Annotated in this window: 25 protein-coding genes; 17 read left to right on the top strand and 8 right to left on the bottom strand. The window is 69.7% G+C overall.

Features of this window, described 5'->3' with window-relative positions:
• Positions 1-2: 2 nt before the first annotated feature.
• Both ACQHIV_RS10560 and ACQHIV_RS10555 read left to right on the top strand, forming a co-directional pair.
• Positions 3-1,115, top strand: coding sequence for a CPBP family intramembrane glutamic endopeptidase (locus ACQHIV_RS10560; protein ID WP_427893305.1), 1,113 nt, complete (start codon positions 3-5; stop codon positions 1,113-1,115).
• 43 nt (positions 1,116-1,158) lie between these two features.
• Positions 1,159-1,875 (top strand): HAD family hydrolase, encoded by a 717-nt coding sequence (locus ACQHIV_RS10555; RefSeq protein ID WP_427893304.1) that lies wholly within the window; start codon positions 1,159-1,161, stop codon positions 1,873-1,875.
• Positions 1,876-1,939: 64 nt separating this feature from the next.
• Here ACQHIV_RS10555 and ACQHIV_RS10550 read toward each other — a convergent pair whose 3' ends face one another.
• From ACQHIV_RS10550 to ACQHIV_RS10525, 6 genes are all read right to left on the bottom strand, one after another.
• Positions 1,940-2,899, bottom strand: a complete 960-nt coding sequence (locus ACQHIV_RS10550; RefSeq protein WP_427893303.1) for a sigma-70 family RNA polymerase sigma factor — start codon at positions 2,897-2,899, stop codon at positions 1,940-1,942.
• A gap of 180 nt (positions 2,900-3,079) precedes the next feature.
• The gene (locus tag ACQHIV_RS10545) at positions 3,080-5,161 is read right to left on the bottom strand and encodes a S9 family peptidase (protein ID WP_427893302.1); all 2,082 of its coding nucleotides are present in this window, start codon (positions 5,159-5,161) and stop codon (positions 3,080-3,082) included.
• Between the two features lie 17 nt (positions 5,162-5,178).
• Complete coding sequence (locus tag ACQHIV_RS10540) at positions 5,179-5,889, bottom strand: alpha/beta hydrolase (RefSeq protein WP_427893301.1); 711 nt, start codon at positions 5,887-5,889, stop codon at positions 5,179-5,181.
• A gap of 19 nt (positions 5,890-5,908) precedes the next feature.
• Complete coding sequence (gene xth / locus ACQHIV_RS10535; protein ID WP_427893300.1) at positions 5,909-6,712, bottom strand: exodeoxyribonuclease III; 804 nt, start codon at positions 6,710-6,712, stop codon at positions 5,909-5,911.
• Between the two features lie 10 nt (positions 6,713-6,722).
• Positions 6,723-7,187, bottom strand: coding sequence for a DUF2269 family protein (locus ACQHIV_RS10530; protein ID WP_427893299.1), 465 nt, complete (start codon positions 7,185-7,187; stop codon positions 6,723-6,725).
• Position 7,188: 1 nt separating this feature from the next.
• Positions 7,189-7,776: a TetR/AcrR family transcriptional regulator gene (locus tag ACQHIV_RS10525; RefSeq protein WP_427893298.1), complete on the bottom strand. Its 588-nt coding sequence runs from the start codon at positions 7,774-7,776 to the stop codon at positions 7,189-7,191.
• 75 nt (positions 7,777-7,851) lie between these two features.
• On the opposite strand from ACQHIV_RS10525, the gene ACQHIV_RS10520 reads away from it, so the two are divergent.
• The 6 genes from ACQHIV_RS10520 to ACQHIV_RS10495 are packed head-to-tail and all read left to right on the top strand — an operon-like array spanning position 7,852 to position 12,648.
• Complete coding sequence (locus ACQHIV_RS10520; RefSeq protein WP_427893297.1) at positions 7,852-8,745, top strand: SDR family oxidoreductase; 894 nt, start codon at positions 7,852-7,854, stop codon at positions 8,743-8,745.
• Complete coding sequence (locus tag ACQHIV_RS10515) at positions 8,742-9,878, top strand: saccharopine dehydrogenase family protein (RefSeq protein ID WP_427893296.1); 1,137 nt, start codon at positions 8,742-8,744, stop codon at positions 9,876-9,878. The genes ACQHIV_RS10520 and ACQHIV_RS10515 overlap by 4 nt, the downstream gene beginning before the upstream one ends.
• Positions 9,850-10,692: an alpha/beta fold hydrolase gene (locus ACQHIV_RS10510; protein ID WP_427893295.1), complete on the top strand. Its 843-nt coding sequence runs from the start codon at positions 9,850-9,852 to the stop codon at positions 10,690-10,692. The genes ACQHIV_RS10515 and ACQHIV_RS10510 overlap by 29 nt, the downstream gene beginning before the upstream one ends.
• Entirely contained in the window at positions 10,689-11,075 is a 387-nt protein-coding gene (locus ACQHIV_RS10505) for a YccF domain-containing protein (RefSeq protein ID WP_427893294.1), read from the top strand. The genes ACQHIV_RS10510 and ACQHIV_RS10505 overlap by 4 nt, the downstream gene beginning before the upstream one ends.
• A complete protein-coding gene (locus ACQHIV_RS10500) occupies positions 11,072-11,794 on the top strand; it encodes an MBL fold metallo-hydrolase (RefSeq protein WP_427893293.1) in 723 nt (240 codons plus the stop codon). Before ACQHIV_RS10505 ends, ACQHIV_RS10500 begins: the two co-directional genes overlap by 4 nt.
• 2 nt (positions 11,795-11,796) lie before the next feature.
• Positions 11,797-12,648: a dimethylarginine dimethylaminohydrolase family protein gene (locus tag ACQHIV_RS10495; protein WP_427896452.1), complete on the top strand. Its 852-nt coding sequence runs from the start codon at positions 11,797-11,799 to the stop codon at positions 12,646-12,648.
• On the opposite strand, the gene ACQHIV_RS10490 is transcribed toward ACQHIV_RS10495, so the two are convergent.
• On the bottom strand, positions 12,617-13,549 hold the full coding sequence (locus ACQHIV_RS10490; RefSeq protein ID WP_427893292.1) for a hypothetical protein: 933 nt from the start codon (positions 13,547-13,549) through the stop codon (positions 12,617-12,619). The genes ACQHIV_RS10495 and ACQHIV_RS10490 overlap by 32 nt on opposite strands.
• The gene (locus ACQHIV_RS10485) at positions 13,542-14,897 is read right to left on the bottom strand and encodes a DNA polymerase IV (protein WP_427893291.1); all 1,356 of its coding nucleotides are present in this window, start codon (positions 14,895-14,897) and stop codon (positions 13,542-13,544) included. The genes ACQHIV_RS10490 and ACQHIV_RS10485 overlap by 8 nt, the downstream gene beginning before the upstream one ends.
• Before the next feature lie 111 nt (positions 14,898-15,008).
• Here ACQHIV_RS10485 and ACQHIV_RS10480 point away from each other — a divergent pair, with 111 nt between their 5' ends.
• The 9 genes from ACQHIV_RS10480 (at position 15,009) to ACQHIV_RS10440 (ending at position 23,289) form a co-directional block, all read left to right on the top strand.
• A complete protein-coding gene (locus ACQHIV_RS10480; protein ID WP_427893290.1) occupies positions 15,009-15,770 on the top strand; it encodes an MBL fold metallo-hydrolase in 762 nt (253 codons plus the stop codon).
• Between the two features lie 76 nt (positions 15,771-15,846).
• Positions 15,847-17,325, top strand: a complete 1,479-nt coding sequence (locus ACQHIV_RS10475; protein WP_427893289.1) for a glutamate--cysteine ligase — start codon at positions 15,847-15,849, stop codon at positions 17,323-17,325.
• A gap of 327 nt (positions 17,326-17,652) precedes the next feature.
• Positions 17,653-18,066 (top strand): universal stress protein, encoded by a 414-nt coding sequence (locus tag ACQHIV_RS10470; protein WP_325041924.1) that lies wholly within the window; start codon positions 17,653-17,655, stop codon positions 18,064-18,066.
• 1 nt (position 18,067) lies between these two features.
• The gene (locus ACQHIV_RS10465; RefSeq protein WP_427893288.1) at positions 18,068-18,688 is read left to right on the top strand and encodes an HhH-GPD-type base excision DNA repair protein; all 621 of its coding nucleotides are present in this window, start codon (positions 18,068-18,070) and stop codon (positions 18,686-18,688) included.
• A gap of 204 nt (positions 18,689-18,892) precedes the next feature.
• On the top strand, positions 18,893-20,209 hold the full coding sequence (locus ACQHIV_RS10460; RefSeq protein WP_427893287.1) for an RNA polymerase sigma factor: 1,317 nt from the start codon (positions 18,893-18,895) through the stop codon (positions 20,207-20,209).
• The gene (locus ACQHIV_RS10455; protein ID WP_427893286.1) at positions 20,209-20,481 is read left to right on the top strand and encodes a DUF6412 domain-containing protein; all 273 of its coding nucleotides are present in this window, start codon (positions 20,209-20,211) and stop codon (positions 20,479-20,481) included. The genes ACQHIV_RS10460 and ACQHIV_RS10455 overlap by 1 nt, the downstream gene beginning before the upstream one ends.
• A 45-nt stretch (positions 20,482-20,526) precedes the next feature.
• Positions 20,527-21,204, top strand: coding sequence for a YidC/Oxa1 family membrane protein insertase (locus tag ACQHIV_RS10450; protein WP_427893285.1), 678 nt, complete (start codon positions 20,527-20,529; stop codon positions 21,202-21,204).
• A gap of 85 nt (positions 21,205-21,289) precedes the next feature.
• Positions 21,290-22,447 carry an ROK family transcriptional regulator gene (locus ACQHIV_RS10445; protein WP_427893284.1) on the top strand — a complete coding sequence of 386 codons (1,158 nt, stop codon included), beginning with the start codon at positions 21,290-21,292 and terminating at the stop codon, positions 22,445-22,447.
• Complete coding sequence (locus tag ACQHIV_RS10440) at positions 22,444-23,289, top strand: sugar phosphate isomerase/epimerase family protein (protein ID WP_427893283.1); 846 nt, start codon at positions 22,444-22,446, stop codon at positions 23,287-23,289. The genes ACQHIV_RS10445 and ACQHIV_RS10440 overlap by 4 nt, the downstream gene beginning before the upstream one ends.

The raw sequence follows: 23,289 nt of genomic DNA, 5'->3' as shown, positions 1-23,289 counted from the left end.
TCATGGACCCGCAACAGCCCGGGCCGTCTCCGCAACCGGGCCCATACTCCCAGCCGGGGCACCAGCCGCCTCCGCCGGGGCCGTACCTGCAGCCGTACGCACAGCCTTACTCTCAGCCGTACGGTCATCCGGGCCTGCCGTACCGGTACCGTGAGCCGCGGGTGGTGCCGGCGCTGCCCGGTACGCCGTACCACCGGCTCGCGCGGACGCCGAAGCACACGTGGTGGCGCCCGATCCTCGGCACGGTGCTGCTCACCGCGACGGCGTTCATCGTCATGTTGTCCCTGTCGGTGGCGTGGCTGATCGTGCACGAGTTCGTGGCCGGACCGTTCCCGGCGCCGAAGGGCGCCGACATCTTCCCGAGCGACACCGAGAACCTGGCGCTCTCGCTGGCACTACTGGCGGTCCTGACGCCGCTCGTCGGCCTGGCCGCGTGGTTGGTGCAGCGGCGGCCGTTCTGGAGCGTCGCCTCGGTGCTGAACAGGATCCGCTGGCGCTGGCTGCTCTGGTGCTGCCTGCCGGCCCTCGGGTACGTCGTGCTGTCGTATCTGATGGGCCTGCTCGTCGACGCGGTCTTCCCGCCACAGGACGCGATCGGCGACGAGGGCGGTTCCTGGATCGGCTTCGGGGCGTTCGCCGGACCGGCGTTGCTGATCCTGGTGCTGGTGCCGTTCCAGTCGGCGGCGGAGGAGTTCGTGTTCCGCGGCTGGGTGATCCAGGCGATCGGGGCGTACGGGCCGGACAGTGCCGAGGGCCGGGCGCCGTGGGTACGGCGGATCTTCCGGTCGCCGTGGCCCGGGATCGTGGTCGGCGGGGCCGCGTTCGTGTCGGCGCACGGGTACACCGGGTGGGCGATGGCGGACGTGTTCCTGTTCGCGGTGACGGTCGGCTGGCTGACGGTCCGGACCGGGGGACTGGAGTCGGGGATCGCGCTGCACGCGACGAACAATCTCGTCGCGTTCTTGTTGCCGTTGGCAATGGGTCACGGCAGCCAGTGGAACCAGCAGGGCGGGGCACCGTGGACGCTGCTGGCGTCCGACGTGATCTGCCTCGGGGCGTACGCGTTCGCGGTCATCTGGCTGGCCCGGCGGCGCGAGGTCAGCCGGCTGAGCTGAAACGGCGAGAGAATTGTCGGCCGGCTCTGGCAGGCTGTGCCGCGTGACGAACGTGAAGATCGAGGCCGTGCTGTTCGACTGGGGCGGCACGCTGGCAACCTGGCACGACATCTCCCTGCAGGACACGTGGCGGGCGGTGACCACCGTGCTCGACGAGGCGAACGCGGACGAGTTGGCGGCCCGGCTGGTCGCGGCCGAGGGCTCGGTCTGGCGGCGGTCGCGGGACGAGCATCGGAGCGCCACGTTCGACGAGGTGTGTGCGCTGGCCGAGATCGCGATGACGCCGGACGGCCTCGCGGAGTACGAGCGGCAGTGGGACCCGCACACGGTTCTCGAGCCGGACGCGGTCGAGACGCTGCGGGCGCTGCGGGCCGGCGGACTCAAGCTCGGCGTCCTGTCGAACACGATCTGGCCGCGCCGGCGGCACGAGGAGATCTTCGCGCGGGACGGCGTACTGGAGCTGTTCGACGGAGCGGTCTACACCAGCGAGATCGCGCACACCAAGCCGCACCCGGAGGCGTTCCTGGCGGCGATGGCGGCGGTCGGAGTGTCCGATCCGTCCCGGTGCCTGTTCGTCGGCGACCGGCTGTTCGACGACGTCTGGGGCGCACAGAACGCCGGCATGCGCGCGGCGCACCTGCCGCACAGCGCGATCCCTCGCGAGCAGGTCGGCCACACGGAGGGTACGCCGGACGCCACCGTCCAGCGCCTGTCCGAGCTGCCGGCGCTGATCGACTCCTGGAACTCGAAGGCCGCCTGACAACCGAAAGGACCCCCGGGCCAGATCGTGGCCCAGGGGTCCTGAGGGGTTTCGGGGTGAGGTACTACGCGGCGAGGGTCGGGTCTGCCAGCAGGCGGAGGCGGCCCAGCGCCTCGCGCTCGATCTGGCGCACCCGCTCCGCCGAGATGCCGTGCACCGCGCCGATGTCGGCCAGCTTGGCCTGCCGGCCGTCGTGCAGGCCGTACCGGCGCCGGATCACGTCCGCCGACCGCGGGTCGAGCTGGTCGACCAGGCTGAACAGGCCCGAGCGGTCCGACGCGTCCGCGACCAGCTGGTCCGGACCCGGCGCGGTCTCGGCCGCGATCAGGTCACCCAGCGAGGTCTCGCCCTCGTCGTCGACCGGACTGTTCAGGCTGATGTGGTCCCGGCCGATGCGGATCAGTTCGGTGACCCGCTCCTCGTCCAGTCCCAGCTCCAGCGCGATCTCCTCGATCTCCGGCTCGCGCCCGAGCTTGCGCTCCAGCGTGCGCCGTGCCGACCCGATCTGGTTCAGCTGCTCCACCACGTGCACCGGCAGCCGGACCACCCGGGCCTGCTGCGCGATACCGCGGGTGATGGCCTGCCGGACCCACCAGGTCGCGTACGTCGAGAACTTGAATCCCTTCCGGTAGTCGAACTTCTCCACCGCCCGGATCAGCCCCGTGTTGCCCTCCTGGACCAGGTCCAGCAGCGGCATCTGGGACCGCCCGTAGCGGCGCGCGATCGACACCACGAGCCGGAGGTTGGCGGTCACGAACCGCTGCTGTGCGCGCCGGCCCTCGTCGGCCAGCCACTCCAGCTCCTCCTCCGTCGCATATTTGGGCGCTCCGCCCTTCTTCCGTCCAACCCGCCCCTCGGCCAGCAGTTGCTCCGCCAGGAGTCCTGCCTCGACCGTCTCAGCGAGCTCGACCTCTTCCTCAGCCGTCAGCAGAGGCGTACGCGCGATCTCCTCAAGGTAGAGGCCAACGCTGTCCTTGCCGTCGATACCGTCGTCCGTGCTGCGGACACGAGCCATGCGAGCCACCGAAACTCCCTTCGTCGTTACATGGAGAGCAACGCTCGAGTAGGGTTCAAGATTCCGGTACCAGTGTGTAAACACCCTGAAGGTTCCCTGAGAGTTCCTGGCAGCAATTCCTCATTGCGCGCAGCACCGCCCCGAGATGTGTTGCACAACACACATCAAGGGGCGGTAAATTCCGCTTTTTCAGCTCAGGCCGAGGGTGTCCAGTTCCCACGCGAGCGAGAACGCGACCTCGCGCCAGGCGTCGTACCGCCCGCTGCGGCCGCCGTGTCCCGCCTCCATCTCGGTCTTCAGCAGGACGCCGGAATCACCGGTCGCGGTCGCGCGGAGTTTCGCCACCCACTTCGCCGGCTCGACGTACAACACCCGGGTGTCGTTCAGGCTGGTGATCGCCAGGATCGCCGGATAGTGCTGCGCGCCGACGTTTTCGTACGGCGAGTAGGACTTCATGTACGCGTACACCTCGGGGTCCGCGAGCGGATTGCCCCATTCCTCCCACTCGATCACGGTGAGCGGCAGCGACGGGTCCAGAATCGTGGTCAGCGCGTCCACGAACGGGACCTCCGCGACGATTCCGGCAAACGCTTCCGGGGCCAGGTTCGCGACCGCGCCCATCAGCAGGCCGCCGGCGCTGCCGCCCTGCGCGACGAGCCGTTCCGGCCTGGTCCAGCCGGCCCGCACCAGGTGCTCGGCGGCCGCGACGAAGTCGGTGAACGTGTTCCGCTTGGTCAGCATCTTGCCGTTGTCGTACCAGTGCCGGCCGAGCTCGCCGCCGCCGCGCACGTGCGCGATCGCGAACACCACGCCGCGGTCCAGCAGCGACAGCCGCGGGATCGAGAACCAGGGGTCCATCGAGCTCTCGTAGGAGCCGTACCCGTAGAGCACGACCGGCGCGTTCCCGTCCTTCGCGACGTCCTTGCGCGCGACCATCGAGATCGGCACCTCGGTCCCGTCCGGCGCGGTCGCCCACTCGCGGTACTGCGTGTAGTCGCTCAGGTCGACGCCGCCGAGCACGGGCTGCTGCTTCAGCAGGCGGCGCTCGCCGGTCGCCACGTCCACGTCGTACGTCGAGCCGGGCGTCACGAGCGACGTGTAGCCGAACCGGTAGCGGGTGTCCTGCCACTCGTCGTTGCGCCCGGGCGACACCGTGTAGATCGGCTCGTCGAACCGCAGCGCCTCCGGGGCGCCGAAGGTGTCGCCGGTACGCCGCATGATCGCCAGCTCGGTGAGCGCGTTCCGGCGGCGGTACAGGATGACGTGATCGGCGAATGCGTCCGCGCCGAGCAGCCGGCTGGTCTCGTCGCCCTCGATCAGCGTCGTCCAGTCGCCGGGGGAGTCCAGCGGCGCGGAGGCGAGGGAGAAGTTCGCGGCGTCGGCGTTGTGCGTGATCAGCAGCTGGTCGCCGGCGTGCTCCACGTCGTACTCCACGCCCTCGCGGCGCGGCGCCACCACGACCGGTTGGCCGGCCGGGTCCTGCGCGTCGAGCAGCCAGACCTCGCTGGTCAGCTTGCTGCCGAGGGCGATCATGATCGCCTGCTCGTTGCGGGTCAGGTCGACCCCGATCCAGAACCGCTCGTCCGGCTCCTCCATCACGAGGACGTCGTCCGTCGTACCGAGGGCGTGCCGCCAGACCTGGTACGGGCGCCAGGCGTCGTCGACCTTGGTGTAGAAGAGCGTCGAGTTGTCCGCGGACCACGCGGAGCCGTAGTGCACGTCGGGCAGCTCGTCGGGCAGCAGTTCGCCGGTGCTCAGGTCCTTGATCCGCAGCGTGAAGCGCTCGTCGCCCTTGACGTCGACGGAGTACGCGAGCAGGCGGCCGTCGGGGGAGACGTCGACGGTGCCGAGCGAGAAGAACTCGGAGTCGCCCGCCACCTCGTTACCGTCGAGCATCACCTCTTCGCCGGGGATCGCGCCGTCGGTCGCGGGCGGCTGGTCGCCGTCGGCCTTCACCCGGCAGTGCAGCGCGTACTGCTTGCCCTCGATCGTGCGCGAGTAGTACCAGTACCCGCCGCGCCGGGCGGGCACGCTCAGGTCGGTCTGCAGCGTGCGGTCCGAGATCTCCTTGAAGATTGCCTCACGCAACGATTCCTGGTGTGCCGTGCGCGCCTCGGTGTAGGCGTTCTCGGCGCGCAGGTACGCCAGTACCTCGTCGTTGTCCTTGTCCCGCAACCACTCGTACTCGTCGACGAACGTGTCACCGTGGTGCGTCCGTTCCACCGGCTTCCGCGCCGCAGTCGGCGGCGTCACAGGAGAGTTCTCAGCCATGCGGCGAGACTACCCGGCTAGCTCCGCAGGTACTCAGTCACGGCAGCCAATGCGTCGCCGACGGCCCGGCGCGATTCGTCGGTGTGATCCAGTACGTCGAACCCGTGCCGCCCGTTCGGTACGTCGATCACCCGCAGCTCGACGCCGGCCGCCCGCGCGGCGTCGACGAACGGCGGCTGCGTGAGCGCAACGTCCGGCAACTCGTTCCCGACCAGCGTCAGCACCATCGGCAGCCCGCGGGCTCCGCGGACGGCCTCGACCGGAGGTACGCCGCGGATCGTGACGAGCTCGGAGTCGCCGAGCACGGGGTACGTCAGCGCGACGCACCGGAGCCAGGCCGCCGGAGTCTGCAGGAAGCCGGCGGACAGGGGTGCGCCGCCGGAGAAGTACCACAGCGCGATGCGGTCGCTGTCCACCTGCGGATGCGCACGGACGGCGTCGATCGCCTTCGAGATCGCCGCCAGGGAGCGGTGCTCGTCGGGCAGTCCGTCGGGGCTGTGGTCCACGGTCACCGCGACGCAGCCGAGGCCGGCGAGTTGCGCGGCGTACCCGCGGTAGATGTGCCACGCGCTGGGCTGCGGCCGGTCTTGCGCGGCGTACGGAACTCCGTGAATCAGCAGCACGGCCGGCGACGGCTCCGAGGTGCTCGGAAGATGCAGCGTCAGGCCGTCGTGCGTCGTGGTCGCGACAGCTGGGGTGGGCAGCACGAAGGGCGGGCCTGCGTTCATGGGTCCCACCGTAGGTGTTCTAGACGGCGTACGTCGCGACGACCGGGGCGTGGTCGCTCCAGCGTTCGGCGTACGTCGGGGCGCGGTGGACGACGCAGTTCTTCGCGGTGGCGGCGAACTCGGGCGAGGCGATCTGGTAGTCGATCCGCCAGCCCGCGTCGTTGTCGAAGGCCTTGCCGCGCCAGGACCACCAGGAGTACGGGCCGGGTCCTTCACCACCGAACCTGCGGCCGAGGTCGACCCAGCCGGCCTCGAACAGGCGGTCCAGCCAGGCGCGTTCCTCGGGCAGGAAGCCGCTCTTCTTCCGGTTCGCCTTCCAGGCCTTCAGGTCTTCCTCGCGGTGCGCGATGTTCAGGTCGCCGCACATCAGCACGTGCCGGCCGTCGGCGCGCAGCTCGGCCAGCCGCGCGGTGATCGCGTCCAGGAACGCGTACTTCTCCTCCTGCCGCGGCGGTGTCTCGAACTCGCCGGTGAAGACGTACGTACTGACCACCGTCAGCGTCGACCCGTCGTCGAGCACCACGTCCGCCTCGACCCACCGCCCGGTGCCGTCGAACCGCTCCGGCCCGAGCTCGCCGCGCTCGCCCTTGACCGGTCGCCGGGTCGCCACCGCGACACCGGCGCGACCCTTGTGCCCGTCGATCGCCGGCTCGGCGTGCGCGATGTTCCAGTCGGCGCCGAGCAGTTCCCGCAGTACGTCGTCCGGCGCGCGAACTTCCTGCATCAGCAACAAGTCCGGGTCGACGTCCTGCAGCCACGGCCCCATCCCGCGCCGGAAGGCGGCCCTGATCCCGTTCACGTTCACCGTGGCAACCGTCAGCACGGCTGGCACCTTACCCTGCGTGATGACCGGGCTTGACCACCATCAGGACCAGTACGACCAGCCAGAGCAGCGCGAAGATCCCGGACGTCATCGACAGCAGCTTCGCCTTGGGCAGTACGCGGGCTCGCTCCTCCTGCGTACCGCCGGCGACGGCCAGCACAGCCGACTGGGCCGGTACCACGAGGTATGGGAGCACCAGCGCGGCGGCCAGTGTCAGAACGATCGAGATGATCAGCCACGCCTCGCCCATCACGTGCATGCTGCCCGCGAGCGCGAATCCGAACAGCGGGACCGCCAGGCTCGCCCACGCGTACACCTGGGTGATCCGGTGCAGCACCTGCAGGCCGCCCGCGTCCGGCGTCTCGGCGGTCAGCAGCTTCTTCGCCAGCGGCGGGTACATGCTGGCCGCGACCGTGATCGGGCCGACGGTGAGGATCGCGGCGAGGATGTGGACGATCAGGAAGAACTTGTTCATCTCACTCTTCTGTCGTAGAGAGAATGGCGTCCAGCGATCGCTCGCACAGGTGCTCGAGAGCCTCCGGCGAGACGGTCGGGTCGTCGATCCAGACCAGCAGGGTCTGTTCGACGTAACCCTGCCAGCCGTGGCAGGCGAGCTCGACGACGGGGGTGACCTCGATGCCACGCTCGGCGACCGCGCCGATCACCCACTGGCTGAACACCCGCCGTAGGTCGGAGTGCAGCGCCCGGATCTCCGGATCGCCGGCCGCCGACATCAGCAGCGTCGCGCGGTACAGCTGCGGAGCCTCGAGGACGGCGCGGACGAACGCGCGGATGCCGGCCCGGAGTTGCTCGTCCGGCGGCAGCGACGGGTCCGGGGCGGTCCGCAGCATGACCTCGGCGGCGGCCTCCTCGATCACGGCGTACTGGAACTTCTTCTTCGAGCCGAAGTAGTGGAACAGCAGCGCGGGGGAGACGGCGGCCTCGGCGGCGACCAGTTCGACGGTGAGCTCCCGGTGCGGGTCCGCGAGCAGCACCCGGCGGGCGGCCTCGAGGATCTGCGTCCGCCGCTGGTCCGGGCGCAGGCGGGAAGTGGTCCGGCTCATAGCGGACAGTCTATTGAGTAAATGGTCAACAAGCACTTACTGTTGAGTATCCACTCAACAAGCTGGAGGTTCCCGATGCGTCCGTTGGCCGGTCAAGTCGTGCTCATCACCGGAGCCTCCCGGGGGATCGGCGCCGCGGTCGCCCGGAAGCTGGCGCAAGGCGGCGCCAAGCTCGCGCTGGTCGGCCTCGAGCCGGACGAGCTGAAGAAGGTCGCCGAGGACTGCGGCCCGGACGCCGGCTGGTGGGAGGCCGACGTCACCGACGCCGACTCGCTGCAGGCCGCCGTCGAGGGGATCGCGGAGCGGTACGGGCGGATCGACGTCGTGATGGCGAACGCCGGGATCGCCTCGCCGGGCTTCACCCGGAGCATGGACCCGAAGGCGTGGGAGCGGGTCATCGACGTGAACCTGCTCGGCGTCTGGAAGACCGTGCACCTGACGCTGCCGTACCTGCTGGAGAGCAAGGGCTACCTGCTGCTGGTGTCGTCGCTGGCCGCGATCGTGCACATCCCGGGGCTGGCGTCGTACAACGTGGCGAAGGCCGGTGTCGAGGCGATGGGTGACACGCTGCGGCCGGAGCTGAAGCACCTCGGCGTCCGGGTCGGGGTCGCGCACATGACGTTCGTCGACACCGACATGGTGCGCGGCGTCGACACGCACCCGGTGTTCGGCAAGGTCCGGACCGGGATCCCGATGGTGAGCCGGACGTACCCGCTGGACTTCGCGGTCGGCAAGTTCGTCGAGGGGATCACCAAGCGCTCGCGGACCGTGCACGTGCCGGGCTGGATCGGCGCGCTGAAGGTCGTCCGCTGGGCGCTGCCGCACATCATCGAGGCCGGTTCCCGGTTCAGCGTGCCGAAGGCGGACGCGGCCGCACTCGCCGACGTCCAGGCCCGCGGCGCGGAGGCCTCGTCGCGGCCGACCGGGGCGGGCGGGCTGGCCGACGCGGAGAAGGCCGCGGGCCGATGAGCCGCGCGTACGACGCCGTACTGCTGGGCGCGTCCGGGTTCACCGGGGCGCTGACCGCGGAGTACCTGGCGAAGAACGCGCCGGACGGGTTCCGGTGGGCTGTTGCCGGACGCAACAAGTCGAAGCTCGAGCGGTTCGGCCGGGACATCGTGTACGCCGACGTCACCGATCCGCGCTCGCTGCGGGAGCTGGCCGAGTCGGCGAAGGTCGTCGCGACCACGGTCGGGCCGTACGTGCAGTACGGCGAGGCGCCGGTCGCGGCGTGTGCCGAGGCGGGCACGGGGTACCTCGACCTGACCGGGGAGCCGGAGTTCCTGGACCGGATGTACGTGCGGTACCACGACCGCGCGACCGAGACCGGTGCGCGGATCGTGCACGCGTGCGGGTTCGACTCGATCCCGTACGACCTCGGCGTGCAGTTCACCGTGGAGCAGTTGCCGGAGAACGTGCCGATCCAGGTCGACGGGCTGCTGCGGGCCGGTGGACGGCCGTCGGGTGGGACGTTCCACACCGCGATCACGGCGTTCTCGCGACCGAAGCAGAACCTGGAGGCGCATCGGGCGCGGCGGGCCGCCGAGCCGCGTCCGCAGGGCCGGAAGGCACGCGCCGTGGCGGGGACGATCCACCGCGAACAGGGGTTCTGGGCGGTGCCGCTGCCGACGATCGATCCGCAGATCGTCGGATTCTCGGGCCGGCTGCTCGAGCGGTACGGGCCGGACTTCCGGTACTCGCACTACGCAGCACTGAAACGGCTGCCGACTGTTGCCGCGGGCATCGGTGGTGTCGGTCTGCTGGCGGCCGGCGCGCAGATTCCGCCGGTGCGGAACGCGCTGCTGAAGCGTCTGCAGCCCGGTGACGGGCCGAGTGCGGAGACACGGGCGCGCTCGTGGTTCAACGTCCGCTTCGTCGGCCGCGGCGGCGGCAAACAGGTCATCACCGAGGTCGCCGGCCGCGACCCCGGGTACGACGAGACCGCGAAGATGCTGGGTGAGAGCACCTTGTGTCTCGCGCTCGACGACCTGCCGGAGACTGCCGGTCAAACCACCACCGCCGCGGCGATGGGCCCGGCGCTGCGCAACCGTCTGGTGAAAGCGGGGATGACCTTTGCCACCCTCGAAGTCGACAGCTACTAGCGCCGACGGCACCCGGATCGCCGTCACCACCTACCCCAATCCGGGCGCCCCGGTTCTCGTCTGCGTGCACGGGTACCCGGACAACGCCACGCTGTGGAGGCCAGTCGCGGAGAACCTCGCGGAAGACTTCGAAGTCATCACGTACGACGTCCGCGGCGCCGGTGAATCCGACCACCCGAGCAACGCGTCAGCGTACGCCCTGGACCGTCTGCAAGAAGACTTCGAGGCAGTGCTCAACGGCCGCACGGTCCACGTCCTGGCCCACGACTGGGGCTCCATCCAAGCCTGGCACTTCATCACCGACCCCCACCTGAAAGCCCAGGTCACCTCTTTCACCAGCATTTCAGGGCCATCACTCGATCACGCCGGGTACTTCATCCGCCGCGGAGACAGAGCAGCACTCAAACAACTGCTCCACTCCTGGTACATCTTCTACTTCCACCTCCCGTACCTCCCCGAGCTCGCCTGGCGAAAAGGCTGGGCCCAACGCGCCTTCGACCGCCTCGAACCACAACCGCCCGACGACAACCGTGAACTCAGCGACTACGTCAACGGCATGAAGCTGTACCGCGCCAACGTCATCCCACGGCTGCGACGGCCGGCAGAACGGCGTACCGACGTACCCGTCCTCGCCGTCTCACCCGACGCGGACCCGTTCGTCACGACCCCGCTGCAGACCGACCTCGCCCGCTGGGCCCCGAACCTGACCGTGAAGGTGGTCAGGGGCGGCCACTGGATGCCCCGGAACGAACCCCGGCTTGTCGCCGATCTCGTCCGGGAACACACCCGTCAGGTGGCACGCTGGGAGGCATGAAGACGCTTCTCAACCTGATCTGGCTGGTGCTGGCCGGGTTCTGGCTGGCGGTCGGGTACGCGGTCGCCGGGATCATCTGCTGCGTGCTGATCGTCACGATCCCGTTCGGCATCGCCGCGTTCCGGATCGCCGGGTACACGCTGTGGCCGTTCGGCCGGACCGTCGTCGACAAGCCCACCGCCGGCGCGGGCGCGCTGCTCGGCAACCTGATCTGGATCGTCTTCGCCGGCTGGTGGCTGGCGCTCGGCCACCTGACCACCGGGATCGCGCTCTGCCTGACGATCATCGGCATCCCGCTCGGCGTCGCGAACTTCAAGCTGATCCCGGTCTCGCTGCTGCCGCTCGGCAAGGAGATCGTGCCGTCGAACCAGCCGTTCGCGTGAGGTCGCTGACCGTCCTCGGGTCGTGCGGTGCGTGGCCGGAGGCGGGGCGGGCGTGCGCCGGGTTCCTGCTGGAGTACGACGCGTTCCGGGTGGTGCTGGATCTCGGGTACGCGACGCTGCCGCGGTTGCTGGAGTACTGCCCGGGGGGTGCGGTGGATGCGGTCGTGGTGACGCATCAGCATCCGGATCACTGTGTCGACGTGAGTGCGCTCGCGCGGGTCCGGCACTACGAGGCGCCTGGGGCCGACCCGATCCCGTTGCACTGCACTCCGGGGACGCTCGAGGTGTTGCGGGCGCTCGAGCCGCGGCCGGATCCGGCGGAGGTGTTCGACGTCCACGACCTGGCGTCGACGACGCGGCTCGGGCCGTTCGACGTACTGGCGGTGGAGTTGCCGCACTACAAGACGAACGTCGGGGTGCGGTTGGCGGCGCCTGGGGTCTCTGTTGCCTACACGGGGGACAGCGGGCCGTCGGCGGAGCTGCGGAGGCTTGCCGACGGGACGGACCTGTTCATCTCGGATGCCACGCTGCAGGGTGATGCTTCGGACGAGTATCTGATGACGGCGACCGAAGCCGCACGCGGTGCCCGGGGTGCGCGGCGGTTGCTGTTGACGCACTTCTGGCCCGGGTCGGACCGGGCTGTGTCGGTGCGCGAGGCGGAGGCGGTGTTCGCGGGGGAGGTGATCGCGGCGGACGAAGGCCTCAAACTGGTGCTGTGAGCATGCAGAGAGCGCTGATCCGCCGCCCGAGCCCGCGCCTGGCCGAGGGCCTCGTCACGCACATCGAGCGACAGCCGGTGGACGTCGCGCTGGCGATGCGGCAGTGGGAGTCGTACGTCGCCGCGCTGCACGACGCCGGCTGGACCACGATCGAAGTACCACCGCTCGACGACTGCCCCGACAGCGCCTTCGTCGAGGACACGATGGTCGTGTACGGCGACATCGCCGTCATCGCCCGCGCCGGCGCCGGCGAACGCCGCCCCGAAGCCGCAGCCGCCGCCGAAACCGTCGCCACCCACGGCTACCGCACCGTCCCCATCACCGCCCCCGGCACCCTCGACGGCGGCGACGTCCTCAAAATCGGCCCCACCATCTACGTAGGCCAAGGCGGCCGCACCAACGCCGAGGGCATCAACCAACTCCGCGCAGCCCTGACAACCCCACCCACCACACCGGCAACGCAAACCCCGCCTGCGGCACACACCCCACCCACCGCGCCCGCCGCGCCCGCCGCGCCGGTAGGCGCGGTGGGTGGGGTGGAGGTACGTGCTGTTCCTGTTCGGAAGGTGTTGCATTTGAAGTCGGCGGTGACTGCCCTGCCCGATGGGACTGTGATTGGGTACGAGCCGCTCGTCGACGACCTGGGGGTGTTCGACAGCTTTCGGGCGGTGCCTGAGGAAGCCGGGGCGCACGTCGTACTGCTGGACGACGACCGCCTGCTGATGGCCGCCTCCGCACCGAAGTCGGCCGAGCTGTTCGCAACCCTCGGCTACACGCCGATCGTCGTCGATATCAGCGAGTTCGAGAAGCTGGAAGGCTGCGTCACCTGCTTGTCGGTGCGTCTGCGCGGCTGAGCAACTGCCGCGCCGCCCCGGCCAGCTGCACGTCGCGCTTCTTCCCCCGCGCCTCCGCGACCTCACAAGCCTCCGTCAACGCCGCCCGGTAAACAGCAGTGTCAGGATGCCCAGGTACGGCGTCACTCACGACCTGGATCAGCGCCTCCACCGCGTCCGAGATGTCCCCGCACGCCAGCAGCGCCTTCCCCAACGCTGCCCGATCGCGCAACAACTGCGGATCCGCGGCGCTGAGCCGATCGATGTCAGCGGCAACAATGTCGGTCAGCAGCAGCGCCTCCGACCGCGGCCCGCCCACCATCAGCCGCGCACCGGTCACCGCCTCCGCCGCCGCCCGCGTCAGCTCGTGACTCGGCCCGAAGACAGCGACCAGCTGCGGCGTGATCAGCTCGAACCACGCGATCGCCCGCCCGTAGTTCGCCGTCGCCAGCAGCCCCTGCGCGACCCGCAGCCGGACCCGCAACGTCGCCGGGTCGTCCGCGGCCAGCACGGTCTCGCGCTCGACCAGCGCCGCCTGGTAGTGCGGCAGCGCGTGCCCGGGTTCGCTCTCCGCCCAGCACGCCTCGGCCAGCCGGTACTCCGGACTCGCGTCCAGCTCCGGATGCGCGGCCGACACCGGCTCCCGCCGTACGACGGCCGGCAGCGGCCCGTCGACCACCCGGCGGGCGACGTACGAACGGCCGCCGGTCGGGATGATCCGGTACCGCCCGGCTTTCGACACCGGCACCCACAGCACCGTGTTGTAGAGGGTCCGCACCGAGGACCCACAGTTCTCGCAGACGTCGTGGTGGCCGTAGAACCGGCCACCCTTCGGTCCTGTCAGTTCGGCGGCACGCCAGGCCTCCGACGCCGCCGTACACGGCGCGCAGAACGGGTACACACCCCGCCGCTCGTCAGTCACCCGACCCATTGTGGTCGTTTTCGGGTTCGCCGTCAGCATCCGCACCCGTGTACTGCACTTTGCTGAGCGCCGGGTCGTCGACCGAGAACGTCCGCACCGGTCCCGCCGGGGTGTCCGCGGTCTCGAACCGGACGGTCACCCGCCCGCGCCCGGAACCCCACACCCAGCCGCGCCCGTGGTCCGGATGCTCGACGTCCTGGCCGGGGTAGTACCCGCGCTGGTCGCGCGCCCGGGACGGCAGCTCCACGACCTCGATCGGGTTCGCCGCGTGCTCGTCCTCGGTGAACAGGTCGTCCTGGATCCAGTCGGCCAGTGACGACACGCCTACACCGAGCAACCGGATGCCGCCGCCGATCTCACTCTCCTCGAGCAGCCGGCGCGCCACCCGGGCGATCACCCGCGCGTCGTCGGTCGGCCCGGCCAGCGTCGAGGACCGTGTGTGTGTGGTGAAGTCGTGCATCCGCGTCTTGACCGTGACGGTCCGCCCGGACAGCTGTGCCTTGCCGAGCCGCTCGGCGACCCGGTGCGCCATCCGGTCGCTGATCGCGGTGAGCAGCGCGCGGTCGATGACGTCGGTCTCGAACGTGTCCTCGACGCTGACCGACTTCGTCTCCCGGTCGCTCACCACCGGGCGGTCGTCGGCCGCGACCGCGAGCCGGTGCAGGCTGGTGCCGTGCGCCGAACCGACCTGGCGGATCAGCTCGTCCTCGTCCAGCTGCTGCAGGTCGGCGACGGTGCGGACGCCGGCCATGCTGAGCCGCTGCGCGGTCGCCGGACCGACCCCAGGGATCACGGTGACCTGCATCGGCGCCAGGAACTCCGCCTCGGTCCCGGCCGGCACCACCACGACGCCGTCGGGCTTGTCGAGGTCGCTGGCGATCTTCGCGATCAGCTTCGACGTCCCCGCGCCCACCGACGCGGTCAATCCGCCGCTGACCTTCCGGATCGCCTCCTTCAGATCGCCGGCGATCGCCCGTACGTCGTCCACGGTCAGCCCGGTGAGCCCGCTCGCGGTCAGGTCGACGAACGCCTCGTCCACCGACAGCGGCTCGACCAGCGGCGACAGCGCCCGCATCTCCGCCATCACCGCCCGGCTGGTCTCCCGGTACACCTCGAACCGCGGACCCAGGTACGCCGCGTGCGGACAGCGCGAGCGTGCTTCGGCCGTGGACATCGCCGACCGGACGCCGTACCGCCGGGCCTCGTATGACGCCGTGGACACGACTCCGCGCAGGCCGATCCCGCCGACGACCACGGGCTTGCCCCGCAGCGACGGCTTGTCCCGCTGCTCGACGGCCGCGAAGAACGCGTCCAGGTCGACGTGCAGCACCGACGGATCATTACGCACTGGGCAATTGTCGCCGGTGTCACCGACAATTCCCGGCCTCCCTCCCCGGAGGGAGAAGGCGCACCCGTGCGGGGGAGGCTCGGCGACCTGTCCGCAACTACGATTCCCGGCATGAGCTTCCCCGACCGCTGGGACGACGGCACCGACCCGTCCACTGCCGCCCATCAGGTGCACTGGTACGACGACCGTACGGCGATCATCCGCCAGTCCCTCCGCACCAGCTTCGAAGGCCCGTTCCTCTACCTGCTGCTGGGCGACGAGCGCGCCCTGCTCCTCGACACCGGCACCGGCGACGTGCCGCTGCGGCCGCTGGTCGAGTCGCTGGCGGGGGAGCGGGAGCTGGTCGTCGTCCACACCCACGGCCACGGCGACCACGTCGGCGGCGACCCGGAGTTCCCGGAGGCGGTCGGCCGGGCGGCCGAGGACGTCGCCCGGTACTTCGGCTTCGCCGACTGGCCGCACGGCGTACGGCAGCTCGACCTCGGCGGGCGGGTGCTCGACGTACTCGCGATCCCCGGGCACCACGCGTCCCACCTCGCGCTGTACGACCGGGAGACGCGGCTGCTGTTCAGCGGCGACTCGCTGTACCCGGGCAGGCTGTACGTCTTCGACTGGCCGGCGTACCGCGACAGTGTCGCGCGGCTCGGTGAGTTCGTTGCCGCAGGCAATCCCGTGGAATGGGTACTGGGTGCGCACATCGAGCTGACGACGGAGCCCGGCAAGGACTACGAGATGGGCGCCGACAAGCACCCTGACGAGCACGTCCTGCAGCTGCGTCCCGCCGTACTCACCGAGCTGGTCGACGTCGTCGCCGCGGCGGGCGAGGACCCGGTCCGGATCGAGCGGGACGACTTCATCGTGTTCCCGGTGTGACCACGACGCGATTGGACAGCGCACTCAGGGGCACCTTCAGGCACACTGAGCGGAGGAGCCACCAGGGGAGGCGCTGATGGGTGAGGAAGTCGACCGGGTCGAGTTCACCCGGGCGGACCGGACCGCGTTCCGGGAGCAGGTGCACCGCAATCTGGACGCGTTCGCGCGGATGCTGCGCGAGAACCGGTTCGCCCCGGAGCGTCCGATGACCGGGATCGAGATCGAGCTGAACCTGGTCGACGAGCACTGCGACCCGGCGATGAAGAACGCCGAGGTGCTGAGCGCGATCGAGGACGACGCGTTCCAGACCGAGCTCGGCCAGTTCAACATCGAGATCAACGTGCCGCCCGGGCAGATCGACGGGCTCGGGCTGGACACGATGGAGTCGAACATCCGCGACAGCCTGAACGCCGCCGAGGACAAGGCCGCCCGGACCGGCTCGTCGATGGTGATCGTCGGGATCCTGCCGACGCTGCTGACCGAGCACATCCACCGCGAGGCACTCAGCACGAACCCGCGGTACGCGCTGCTCAACGACCAGATCTTCGCCGCCCGCGGCGAGGACGTGCAGATCTCGATCGACGGCGTCGAACGCCTGCAGGTGACCGCCGACAGCATCGTCCCGGAGGCCGCCTGTACGTCGACGCAGTTCCACCTGCAGGTGACGCCCGAGGCGTTCCCGCGGTACTGGAACGCCGCCCAGGCGATCTCCGGCGTCCAGCTCGCGGTCGGGGCGAACTCGCCGTTCCTGTTCGGGAAGGAACTGCTTCGGGAGACCCGGATCGCGTTGTTCGAGCAGGCCGCCGACACCCGGACGCACGAGCTGAAGACCCAGGGCGTGCGGCCCCGGGTGTGGTTCGGTGAACGGTGGATCACCTCGATCTTCGACCTGTTCGAGGAGAACTCGCGGTACTACCCGGCACTGCTGCCGGTCACCTCGGACGAGGATCCGATCGCGGTCCTGGACCGCGGCGACACGCCAGCTCTTTCGGAGTTGCGGCTGCACAACGGGACGATCTATCGCTGGAACCGCCCGGTGTACGACGTTGTCCGGGAGAAGCCGCACCTGCGGGTCGAGAACCGCGTGCTGCCGGCCGGCCCGACGGTGGTCGACACGATTGCCAACGGCGCCTTCTACTTCGGCCTGGTCCGGGCACTGGCCGACGACGAACGGCCGATCTGGTCGCAGATGTCGTTCAGCGCCGCCGAGGAGAACTTCCACAACGCGGCCCGCAACGGCATCGACGCCGAGGTCTTCTGGCCCGGTGTCGGTACGGCGCGGGCGACCGAGCTGGTGCTCAGACGCCTGCTGCCGTTGGCGGTTCGGGGTCTCGACGCCTGGGGCGTCGACGTGGCGGTGCGCGACCGGCTGCTCGGGATCATCGAGCAGCGTTGCCTCACGAACCGTAACGGTGCGTCCTGGCAGGCCGACGTCTTCCATCGCCTGTATACACAGGGCTCGCACGGTCGCCGGGACGCGTTGCGCGGGATGCTACGCCGGTACCGCGACCACATGCACGACAACACGCCCGTGCACCTGTGGCCGACGGACTGAACCGGTTAGGAACTTCCGACAACGTCGGACAAGGCCGCGGAACCCCGGTCCTCCTGGCGGAACCGGCCCGCTCTTGCCCTGGGCAACAGGAAGAACTGTCACGAGTTCGATAACGACCCGGACTACAGGGGTGGCGCTTTTGGTGACAGCCCTGCAAAGGTGTGGCCACCGGAAGGTTAGGCAGGCCTGCGGCGGGTAGTAGTCGGGCACCGGCAGCCCTCCGTCACCGGTGCGACACAACAGGTGCAAATGCAGCGGATGCCGACCGGGGTCGGGAGCAGTATCGTTCGAGACGGGTCGACACACACCCGGAGGTGAGGCAGGGCGATGACGACCATCGTCGTGGGTTATGTGCCGAAGGCGGAAGGCCGTGCGGCCCTTCGGCGGGCAGCGGAGGAAGCGACGCTGCGAGACGCCAAGCTGGTGGTGGTGAACTCGCATCGGGGCGGGCGCAGCTACGACAGCGACGAAGCCGCGGCAAGCGACGCGGCGCTGACGGAGGTACGGGAGCAGCTGGACTCGACCGGTGTGCCGTACGAGGTGCGGCAACTGGTCCGTGGCCTGGACCCGGCGGAGGACCTGGTGGCCGTCGCCGAGCAGGTGCACGCGGAGTTCATCGTGATCGGGCTGCGGCGCCGGTCACCGGTCGGCAAGCTCATCCTCGGCAGCAACGCGCAGCGGGTGCTGCTGGACGCGCCGTGTCCGGTGCTGGCCGTGAAGGCCGACGAAGGGGAGGACTGAGGTGACTTCGACACGCAGCAGGAAGCTGTGCCTGGCCCAGCAGCCCGACGCCGACGAGATGTTGAGCAGAGATCCGTTCGCCCTGCTGGTGGGCATGCTGCTCGACCAGCAGATTCCGATGGAACGGGCGTTCGCCGGCCCGGTCGCGATCGCACACCGGATGCTCGGTCCGTTCGATCCGACCACGGTCGCGCACTACGACCCGGACGCGTTCGTCGAGGTGGTGGCCGGCCCGCCCGCCGTGCACCGGTTCCCGACCGCGATGGCGGCCCGGATCCAGACCCTGGCCAAGCACCTCGACGAGCAGTACTCCGGGAACGCGTCCGGCCTCTGGTCCGACGTGAAGTCCGGTGACGACCTGCTCGCCAGGCTGTCCGCCCTGCCGGGCTTCGGCGCCCAGAAGGCGAAGATCTTCGTCGCGCTGCTCGGCAAGCAGCTGAAGGTCCGGCCGCGCGGCTGGCGCGAGGCGTCCGAGCCGTACGGCGAGGACGGCGCGTACAAGTCCGTCGCCGACGTCATCGACGTGGCGTCGCTGGTGAAGGTCCGGCAGTTCAAGCAGGAGCAGCAACTGGTGCGCCGACCGGTCGTCGCGCGACCGCTCCGGCAGACACGTAACGGGTGAGCAAAGATCAAAGCGCGACCCCCCGGAAAAGCACCCCTCCGGGGGGTCGTGCGACGCGTGGGCTTGGTTCGCAGATTACAATGGACTGTTGCCGCCGCCTGACCAGCGAGCAGCCGCACTCCGCAGTACCCAAAGACTCAGCAACACCCACAGCTTCATCAGTCGTACCGTCGTACAAACCCTGCGTCAGACGAGAGGTAATTCGTGTCGTCCAGCTCGTCCGAGAACCTTCCCGCCGAGCCGGCCCGGGCCGTGGCCGCCACCGCCCGTAGCACGGCTCCGAGGACCAGCGCCCGAGTGACCGAGCCGGCCGCCAAGAAGGTGGCCGCGAAGAAGGCGGCGGTGAAGGCCGCCGGCACCAAGGAGGACGGTATCCCCGCGAAGAAGGCCGCTGCCAAGAAGGCTCCGGCGAAGAAGGCAGTGTCCGAGGCGGGTCTGTCCATCGACCCGAAGACCGGGAAGCCGCGCGCGCTCGACGAGGTGGACGAGGCCGACTTCAAGCCGGGCGAGGTCCAGGGGCTGGAGAAGGAGCTCACCGAGGACCAGGGCTTCATCGTCTCCGAGGCCGACGAGACCGACGAGCCCGAGCAGCAGGTGATGGTCGCCGGTGCCACCGCGGACCCGGTCAAGGACTACCTGAAGCAGATCGGCAAGGTCCCGCTGCTGAACGCCGAGCAGGAGGTCGAGCTCGCGAAGCGGATCGAGGCCGGCCTGTTCGCCGAGGAGCAGATCGCCGACGAGGCGGCCAAGCTCAAGGAGAAGGTCCGCGACGAGTACGAGTGGATCTCCGAGGACGGCCGGCGCGCCAAGAACCACCTGCTCGAGGCCAACCTGCGCCTGGTGGTGTCGTTGGCCAAGCGCTACACCGGCCGCGGCATGCTGTTCCTGGACCTGATCCAGGAGGGCAACCTCGGTCTGATCCGCGCGGTCGAGAAGTTCGACTACACCAAGGGCTACAAGTTCTCGACGTACGCCACCTGGTGGATCCGGCAGGCGATCACCCGGGCGATGGCCGACCAGGCCCGCACCATCCGGATCCCGGTGCACATGGTCGAGGTCATCAACAAGCTCGCCCGGGTCCAGCGGCAGATGCTGCAGGATCTCGGCCGGGAGCCCACTCCGGAGGAGCTCGCCAAGGAGCTCGACATGACCCCGGAGAAGGTCATCGAGGTGCAGAAGTACGGCCGCGAGCCGATCTCGCTGCACACGCCGCTCGGTGAGGACGGCGACTCCGAGTTCGGCGACCTGATCGAGGACTCCGAGGCGATCGTGCCGGCCGAGGCCGTCTCGTTCACGCTGCTCCAGGAGCAGCTGCACGCGGTCCTCGACACGCTCTCCGAGCGCGAGGCCGGCGTCGTCTCGATGCGCTTCGGCCTCACCGACGGTCAGCCGAAGACCCTCGACGAGATCGGCAAGGTGTACGGCGTGACCCGCGAGCGGATCCGCCAGATCGAGTCCAAGACCATGTCGAAACTCCGGCACCCGTCGCGGTCGCAGGTGCTCCGGGACTACCTGGACTGATGACGATGGGGCAGGTGTTCGCCGGCGTGTGGTCGCTGGCGATGCCTGCCCTCGGCCCGGACGCGGGTCTGCTGGCCGTCGCCGTGTTCACGGCGGCGGCCGTGCTGTTCCTGGCGGTCCAGGTCGCCCGTACGGCGGCGCGGCACCCGTTGGTGTCGCCGTTGCCGGCGCGTTCCAGCGCCACCCGGGCCAACGCCCGGCGTACCGCCTATCTCTCGCTGCGGGACCCCGATGCCGCCGGGCGGCCCCGGCCACGAGCACCGGGACGGTAGCGCTCCACCTCGCTACCTGTTCCTACTCACTCGTGGAGTTCTGCTGTGCCTTCTTTCCTGGAGGCACCGGTCGCCGGTGCCTATCACTTGCTCACGTCCCTCGTCGCCGCCCTCCAGCCGCTGACCGGCGCGTACGCCGCCGTGATCGCGATTGTGCTGTGTACCGTCCTCGTCCGGTTGTGTCTGGTCCCGCTCAGCGTGCGGGCACATCGCGGAATGCAGGCGCGGGCCGCGCTGATGCCGCAGTACAAACAGCTCACCGAGAAGCATCGGGGCGATCCCGAGCGGCTGCAGCGTGAGCTGACGAAGTTGCAGGCCGAATCCGGTACGTCGGTGTTCGCCGGGTTCCTGCCGTTGCTCGCGCAGATGCCGTTCTTCTGGTTGATGTACACGCTGTTCTCCCGTGCGGTGGTGGCGGGGGAGTCGAACCAGTTGATCAGCGGGAGCCTGTTCGGTGCGCCGCTGGGGGCGCATTGGCCGATTTTCACCGGGACTCCGGCGTACCTGGTGATTGCTCTGTTGCTGGCTGTAGTCGCGTTCTTCTCGGCGCGGTTGCAGTTGCGGCAGTTGGACGGGTCCGCGTCGACGATGTCCCGACGGGTGGCGCAGTTGCTGCCGTTCGGGACGTTGGTGACTGCTGCGTTCGTGCCGTTGGCGGCCGGGCTGTACGTGCTGACGACCACCACGTGGACCGTCGTGGAGCGGTTCGTGCTCAACCGCTAGTTGCTTGCAGCAACGACCATTGCCGTCGGTCCGGCCATTCTGTTACCGTCTTTATTAAAGCCGGTTCCTTAATGGGTTGGGGTCGATGGAGACTGCACGTGGAGCCGCGCAGGCGGAGCGAGCCGCGAACCAGGTCGCCTGCCTGCGCTTCCTCGCCGACGCCGACGAGGCGCGCACGGTCGGCGTCCTCAGCGAGGCCACCGGCCTGTCCCGCCCGACGGTCCACGCTGTCCTCGACGACCTCGTCGACGCCGGCCTGGTCGAACCCACCAGCCCCGCCACCGCCGGCCCCGGCCGCCCCGCCCGAGCCTTCCGCTTCGCCCGCGAAGCCGGCCTGGTAGCCGCCGTGGACCTGGGCCCCCGAGGCGCCCGCGCCATCATCTGCGACCTCTCCGGCACCCGAGTCGCCTACGCCGAACTCCCCACCACCACCCCCGCCGACCTGACCCTCATCCCACAAGCCCTGCAGGCCGCAGCAGGTACGGCGCTCGAGCTTGGGCGGTTGCGGGCGGTGGGGGTTGGGCTGCCGGGGGTTGTGGAGGGGGACGGGCGATTGCGGGCGAGTCTCGCGATGCCTGGGTTGGTGGGGTTGCCAGTGGGGGAGTTGCTGGAGAAGGAGCTGGGGGTGCCGGTTGTTGTCGACAACGACATCAAGCTGGCGGCTCTGGCGGAGCAGCGGGCCGGGGCGGGGCTTGGGTACTCCGATGTCGTCTACCTGCAGATCGGGCACCGGCTGTCGGTGTCGATCGTGCTGAACGGCGTCATCCGCCAAGGACGCCACCGCCTGGCCGGCGAGCTCGGCGCGCAGCGCGGCATGCGCTGGACCCGCAACGCCCAGCGCGGACAACTCGTCTGGTCGGCCCGTCCGACCGGCGCCGAAGTACTGACCGCGGCGGCCGCCGGCGATCCCGGCGCCCAGGCCGAGCTGCAGGACTTCTGCACCCAGATCGCCCCGCGGATCGCGACCGTACTGCTGGTCGTCGACCCCGAGGTGGTCGTCGTCCGCGGCGGACCGGCGGCGGACAGCAGCGCGCTGCTCCGTCCGCTCGCCGCCGCGGTCGAGAACGAACTGGTCTTCCCCGAGCGTCCCCCCTTCGTCGCCGCCACCCTGGGGCGCGAGGCGGTCGTACTCGGGGCGGTCGGCAACGCGTTCGACCGGATGAAGTCAGCCATCTACGGAATCCAGGACGTCCCCAGTCCCTGGAACCGCATCACTCACGAAGTGGAGAGGACCACCCAGTGAAGCTCGGAGTCAGCTCGTACTGTTTCCGCCAGCTCATGACGAGCGGCGAGATGGACCTGATCGGTGTCCTGGACTGGGTCGCGGCCTCGTCGGCCGGGCACATCGAGGTGGCCGCGATGGACGGCGAGTACTACCTGGAGCACCAGGACGTCGTCCGCGACACCGCGAAGCACGCCGAGGAGATCGGCGTACCGATCGTGAACTACCTGGTCAGCGGCGACCTGCGGACCGCGGACACCGCCGAGGTCGACCGGCTGCGCCGGCAGCTGGACGTGGCGCACGCGTTCGGCGCGCGGATCTTCCGGCACGACGTCGCGCCGTGGGCGTGGCGGGAGCAGGACCCGGGCGAGTTCGAGACGACGTTCGCGCAGGTCGTCGAGGGCTGCCGGGCGGTCGCCGACCACGCGGCCGGGCTCGGCATCGTGTCGACGATCGAGAACCACGGCTTCTTCATGAACGGCAGCGAGCGGCTGGCCCGCCTGGTGCACACCGTGGACCGCCCGAACTTCCGGGTCACGCTCGACCTCGGCAACGGCCTGTGCGTCGGCGAGGTCCCCGGCAAGACGGCCGCCGGGCTGATCGACGTCGCGGCGTCGATCGGTGTGAAGGACTTCCACATCCGCCGCTCGGCCGGTGACGGCTGGCTGAAGACGCTGGCCGGCGACTACCTGCTCGGCACGGTCACCGGCCACGGCGACGTGGACGTGGCCGGGCTGCTCGCACTGGCCGCGACCAAGCCCGACGTACCGGTGAGCCTGGAGTTCGAGGGCATGGAGGCGCCGCTGCCTGCCATCGAGCGTTCGCTCGCCAACATCCTCCGACTGACGGAAGGCAACGCCTGA

It is taken from the genome of Kribbella polygonati, assembly GCF_050320105.1.
GTDB lineage: Bacteria > Actinomycetota > Actinomycetes > Propionibacteriales > Kribbellaceae > Kribbella.
This window is presented reverse-complemented; position numbering and strand designations above follow the sequence as displayed.

What these genes read in the sequence shown, in the direction of transcription:
- ACQHIV_RS10505 (WP_427893294.1), top strand. Translation starts at nt 10,689, where the DNA reads ATGAAGACGCTTCTCAACCTGATCTGGCTGGTGCTGGCCGGGTTCTGG.
- ACQHIV_RS10480 (WP_427893290.1), top strand. Translation starts at nt 15,009, where the DNA reads ATGAGCTTCCCCGACCGCTGGGACGACGGCACCGACCCGTCCACTGCC.
- ACQHIV_RS10545 (WP_427893302.1), bottom strand. Translation starts at nt 5,161, where the DNA reads ATGGCTGAGAACTCTCCTGTGACGCCGCCGACTGCGGCGCGGAAGCCG.
- ACQHIV_RS10560 (WP_427893305.1), top strand. Translation starts at nt 3, where the DNA reads ATGGACCCGCAACAGCCCGGGCCGTCTCCGCAACCGGGCCCATACTCC.
- ACQHIV_RS10455 (WP_427893286.1), top strand. Translation starts at nt 20,209, where the DNA reads ATGACGATGGGGCAGGTGTTCGCCGGCGTGTGGTCGCTGGCGATGCCT.
- ACQHIV_RS10475 (WP_427893289.1), top strand. Translation starts at nt 15,847, where the DNA reads ATGGGTGAGGAAGTCGACCGGGTCGAGTTCACCCGGGCGGACCGGACC.
- ACQHIV_RS10540 (WP_427893301.1), bottom strand. Translation starts at nt 5,889, where the DNA reads ATGAACGCAGGCCCGCCCTTCGTGCTGCCCACCCCAGCTGTCGCGACC.
- ACQHIV_RS10495 (WP_427896452.1), top strand. Translation starts at nt 11,797, where the DNA reads ATGCAGAGAGCGCTGATCCGCCGCCCGAGCCCGCGCCTGGCCGAGGGC.
- ACQHIV_RS10515 (WP_427893296.1), top strand. Translation starts at nt 8,742, where the DNA reads ATGAGCCGCGCGTACGACGCCGTACTGCTGGGCGCGTCCGGGTTCACC.
- ACQHIV_RS10530 (WP_427893299.1), bottom strand. Translation starts at nt 7,187, where the DNA reads ATGAACAAGTTCTTCCTGATCGTCCACATCCTCGCCGCGATCCTCACC.
- ACQHIV_RS10520 (WP_427893297.1), top strand. Translation starts at nt 7,852, where the DNA reads ATGCGTCCGTTGGCCGGTCAAGTCGTGCTCATCACCGGAGCCTCCCGG.
- ACQHIV_RS10525 (WP_427893298.1), bottom strand. Translation starts at nt 7,776, where the DNA reads ATGAGCCGGACCACTTCCCGCCTGCGCCCGGACCAGCGGCGGACGCAG.
- ACQHIV_RS10470 (WP_325041924.1), top strand. Translation starts at nt 17,653, where the DNA reads ATGACGACCATCGTCGTGGGTTATGTGCCGAAGGCGGAAGGCCGTGCG.
- ACQHIV_RS10445 (WP_427893284.1), top strand. Translation starts at nt 21,290, where the DNA reads ATGGAGACTGCACGTGGAGCCGCGCAGGCGGAGCGAGCCGCGAACCAG.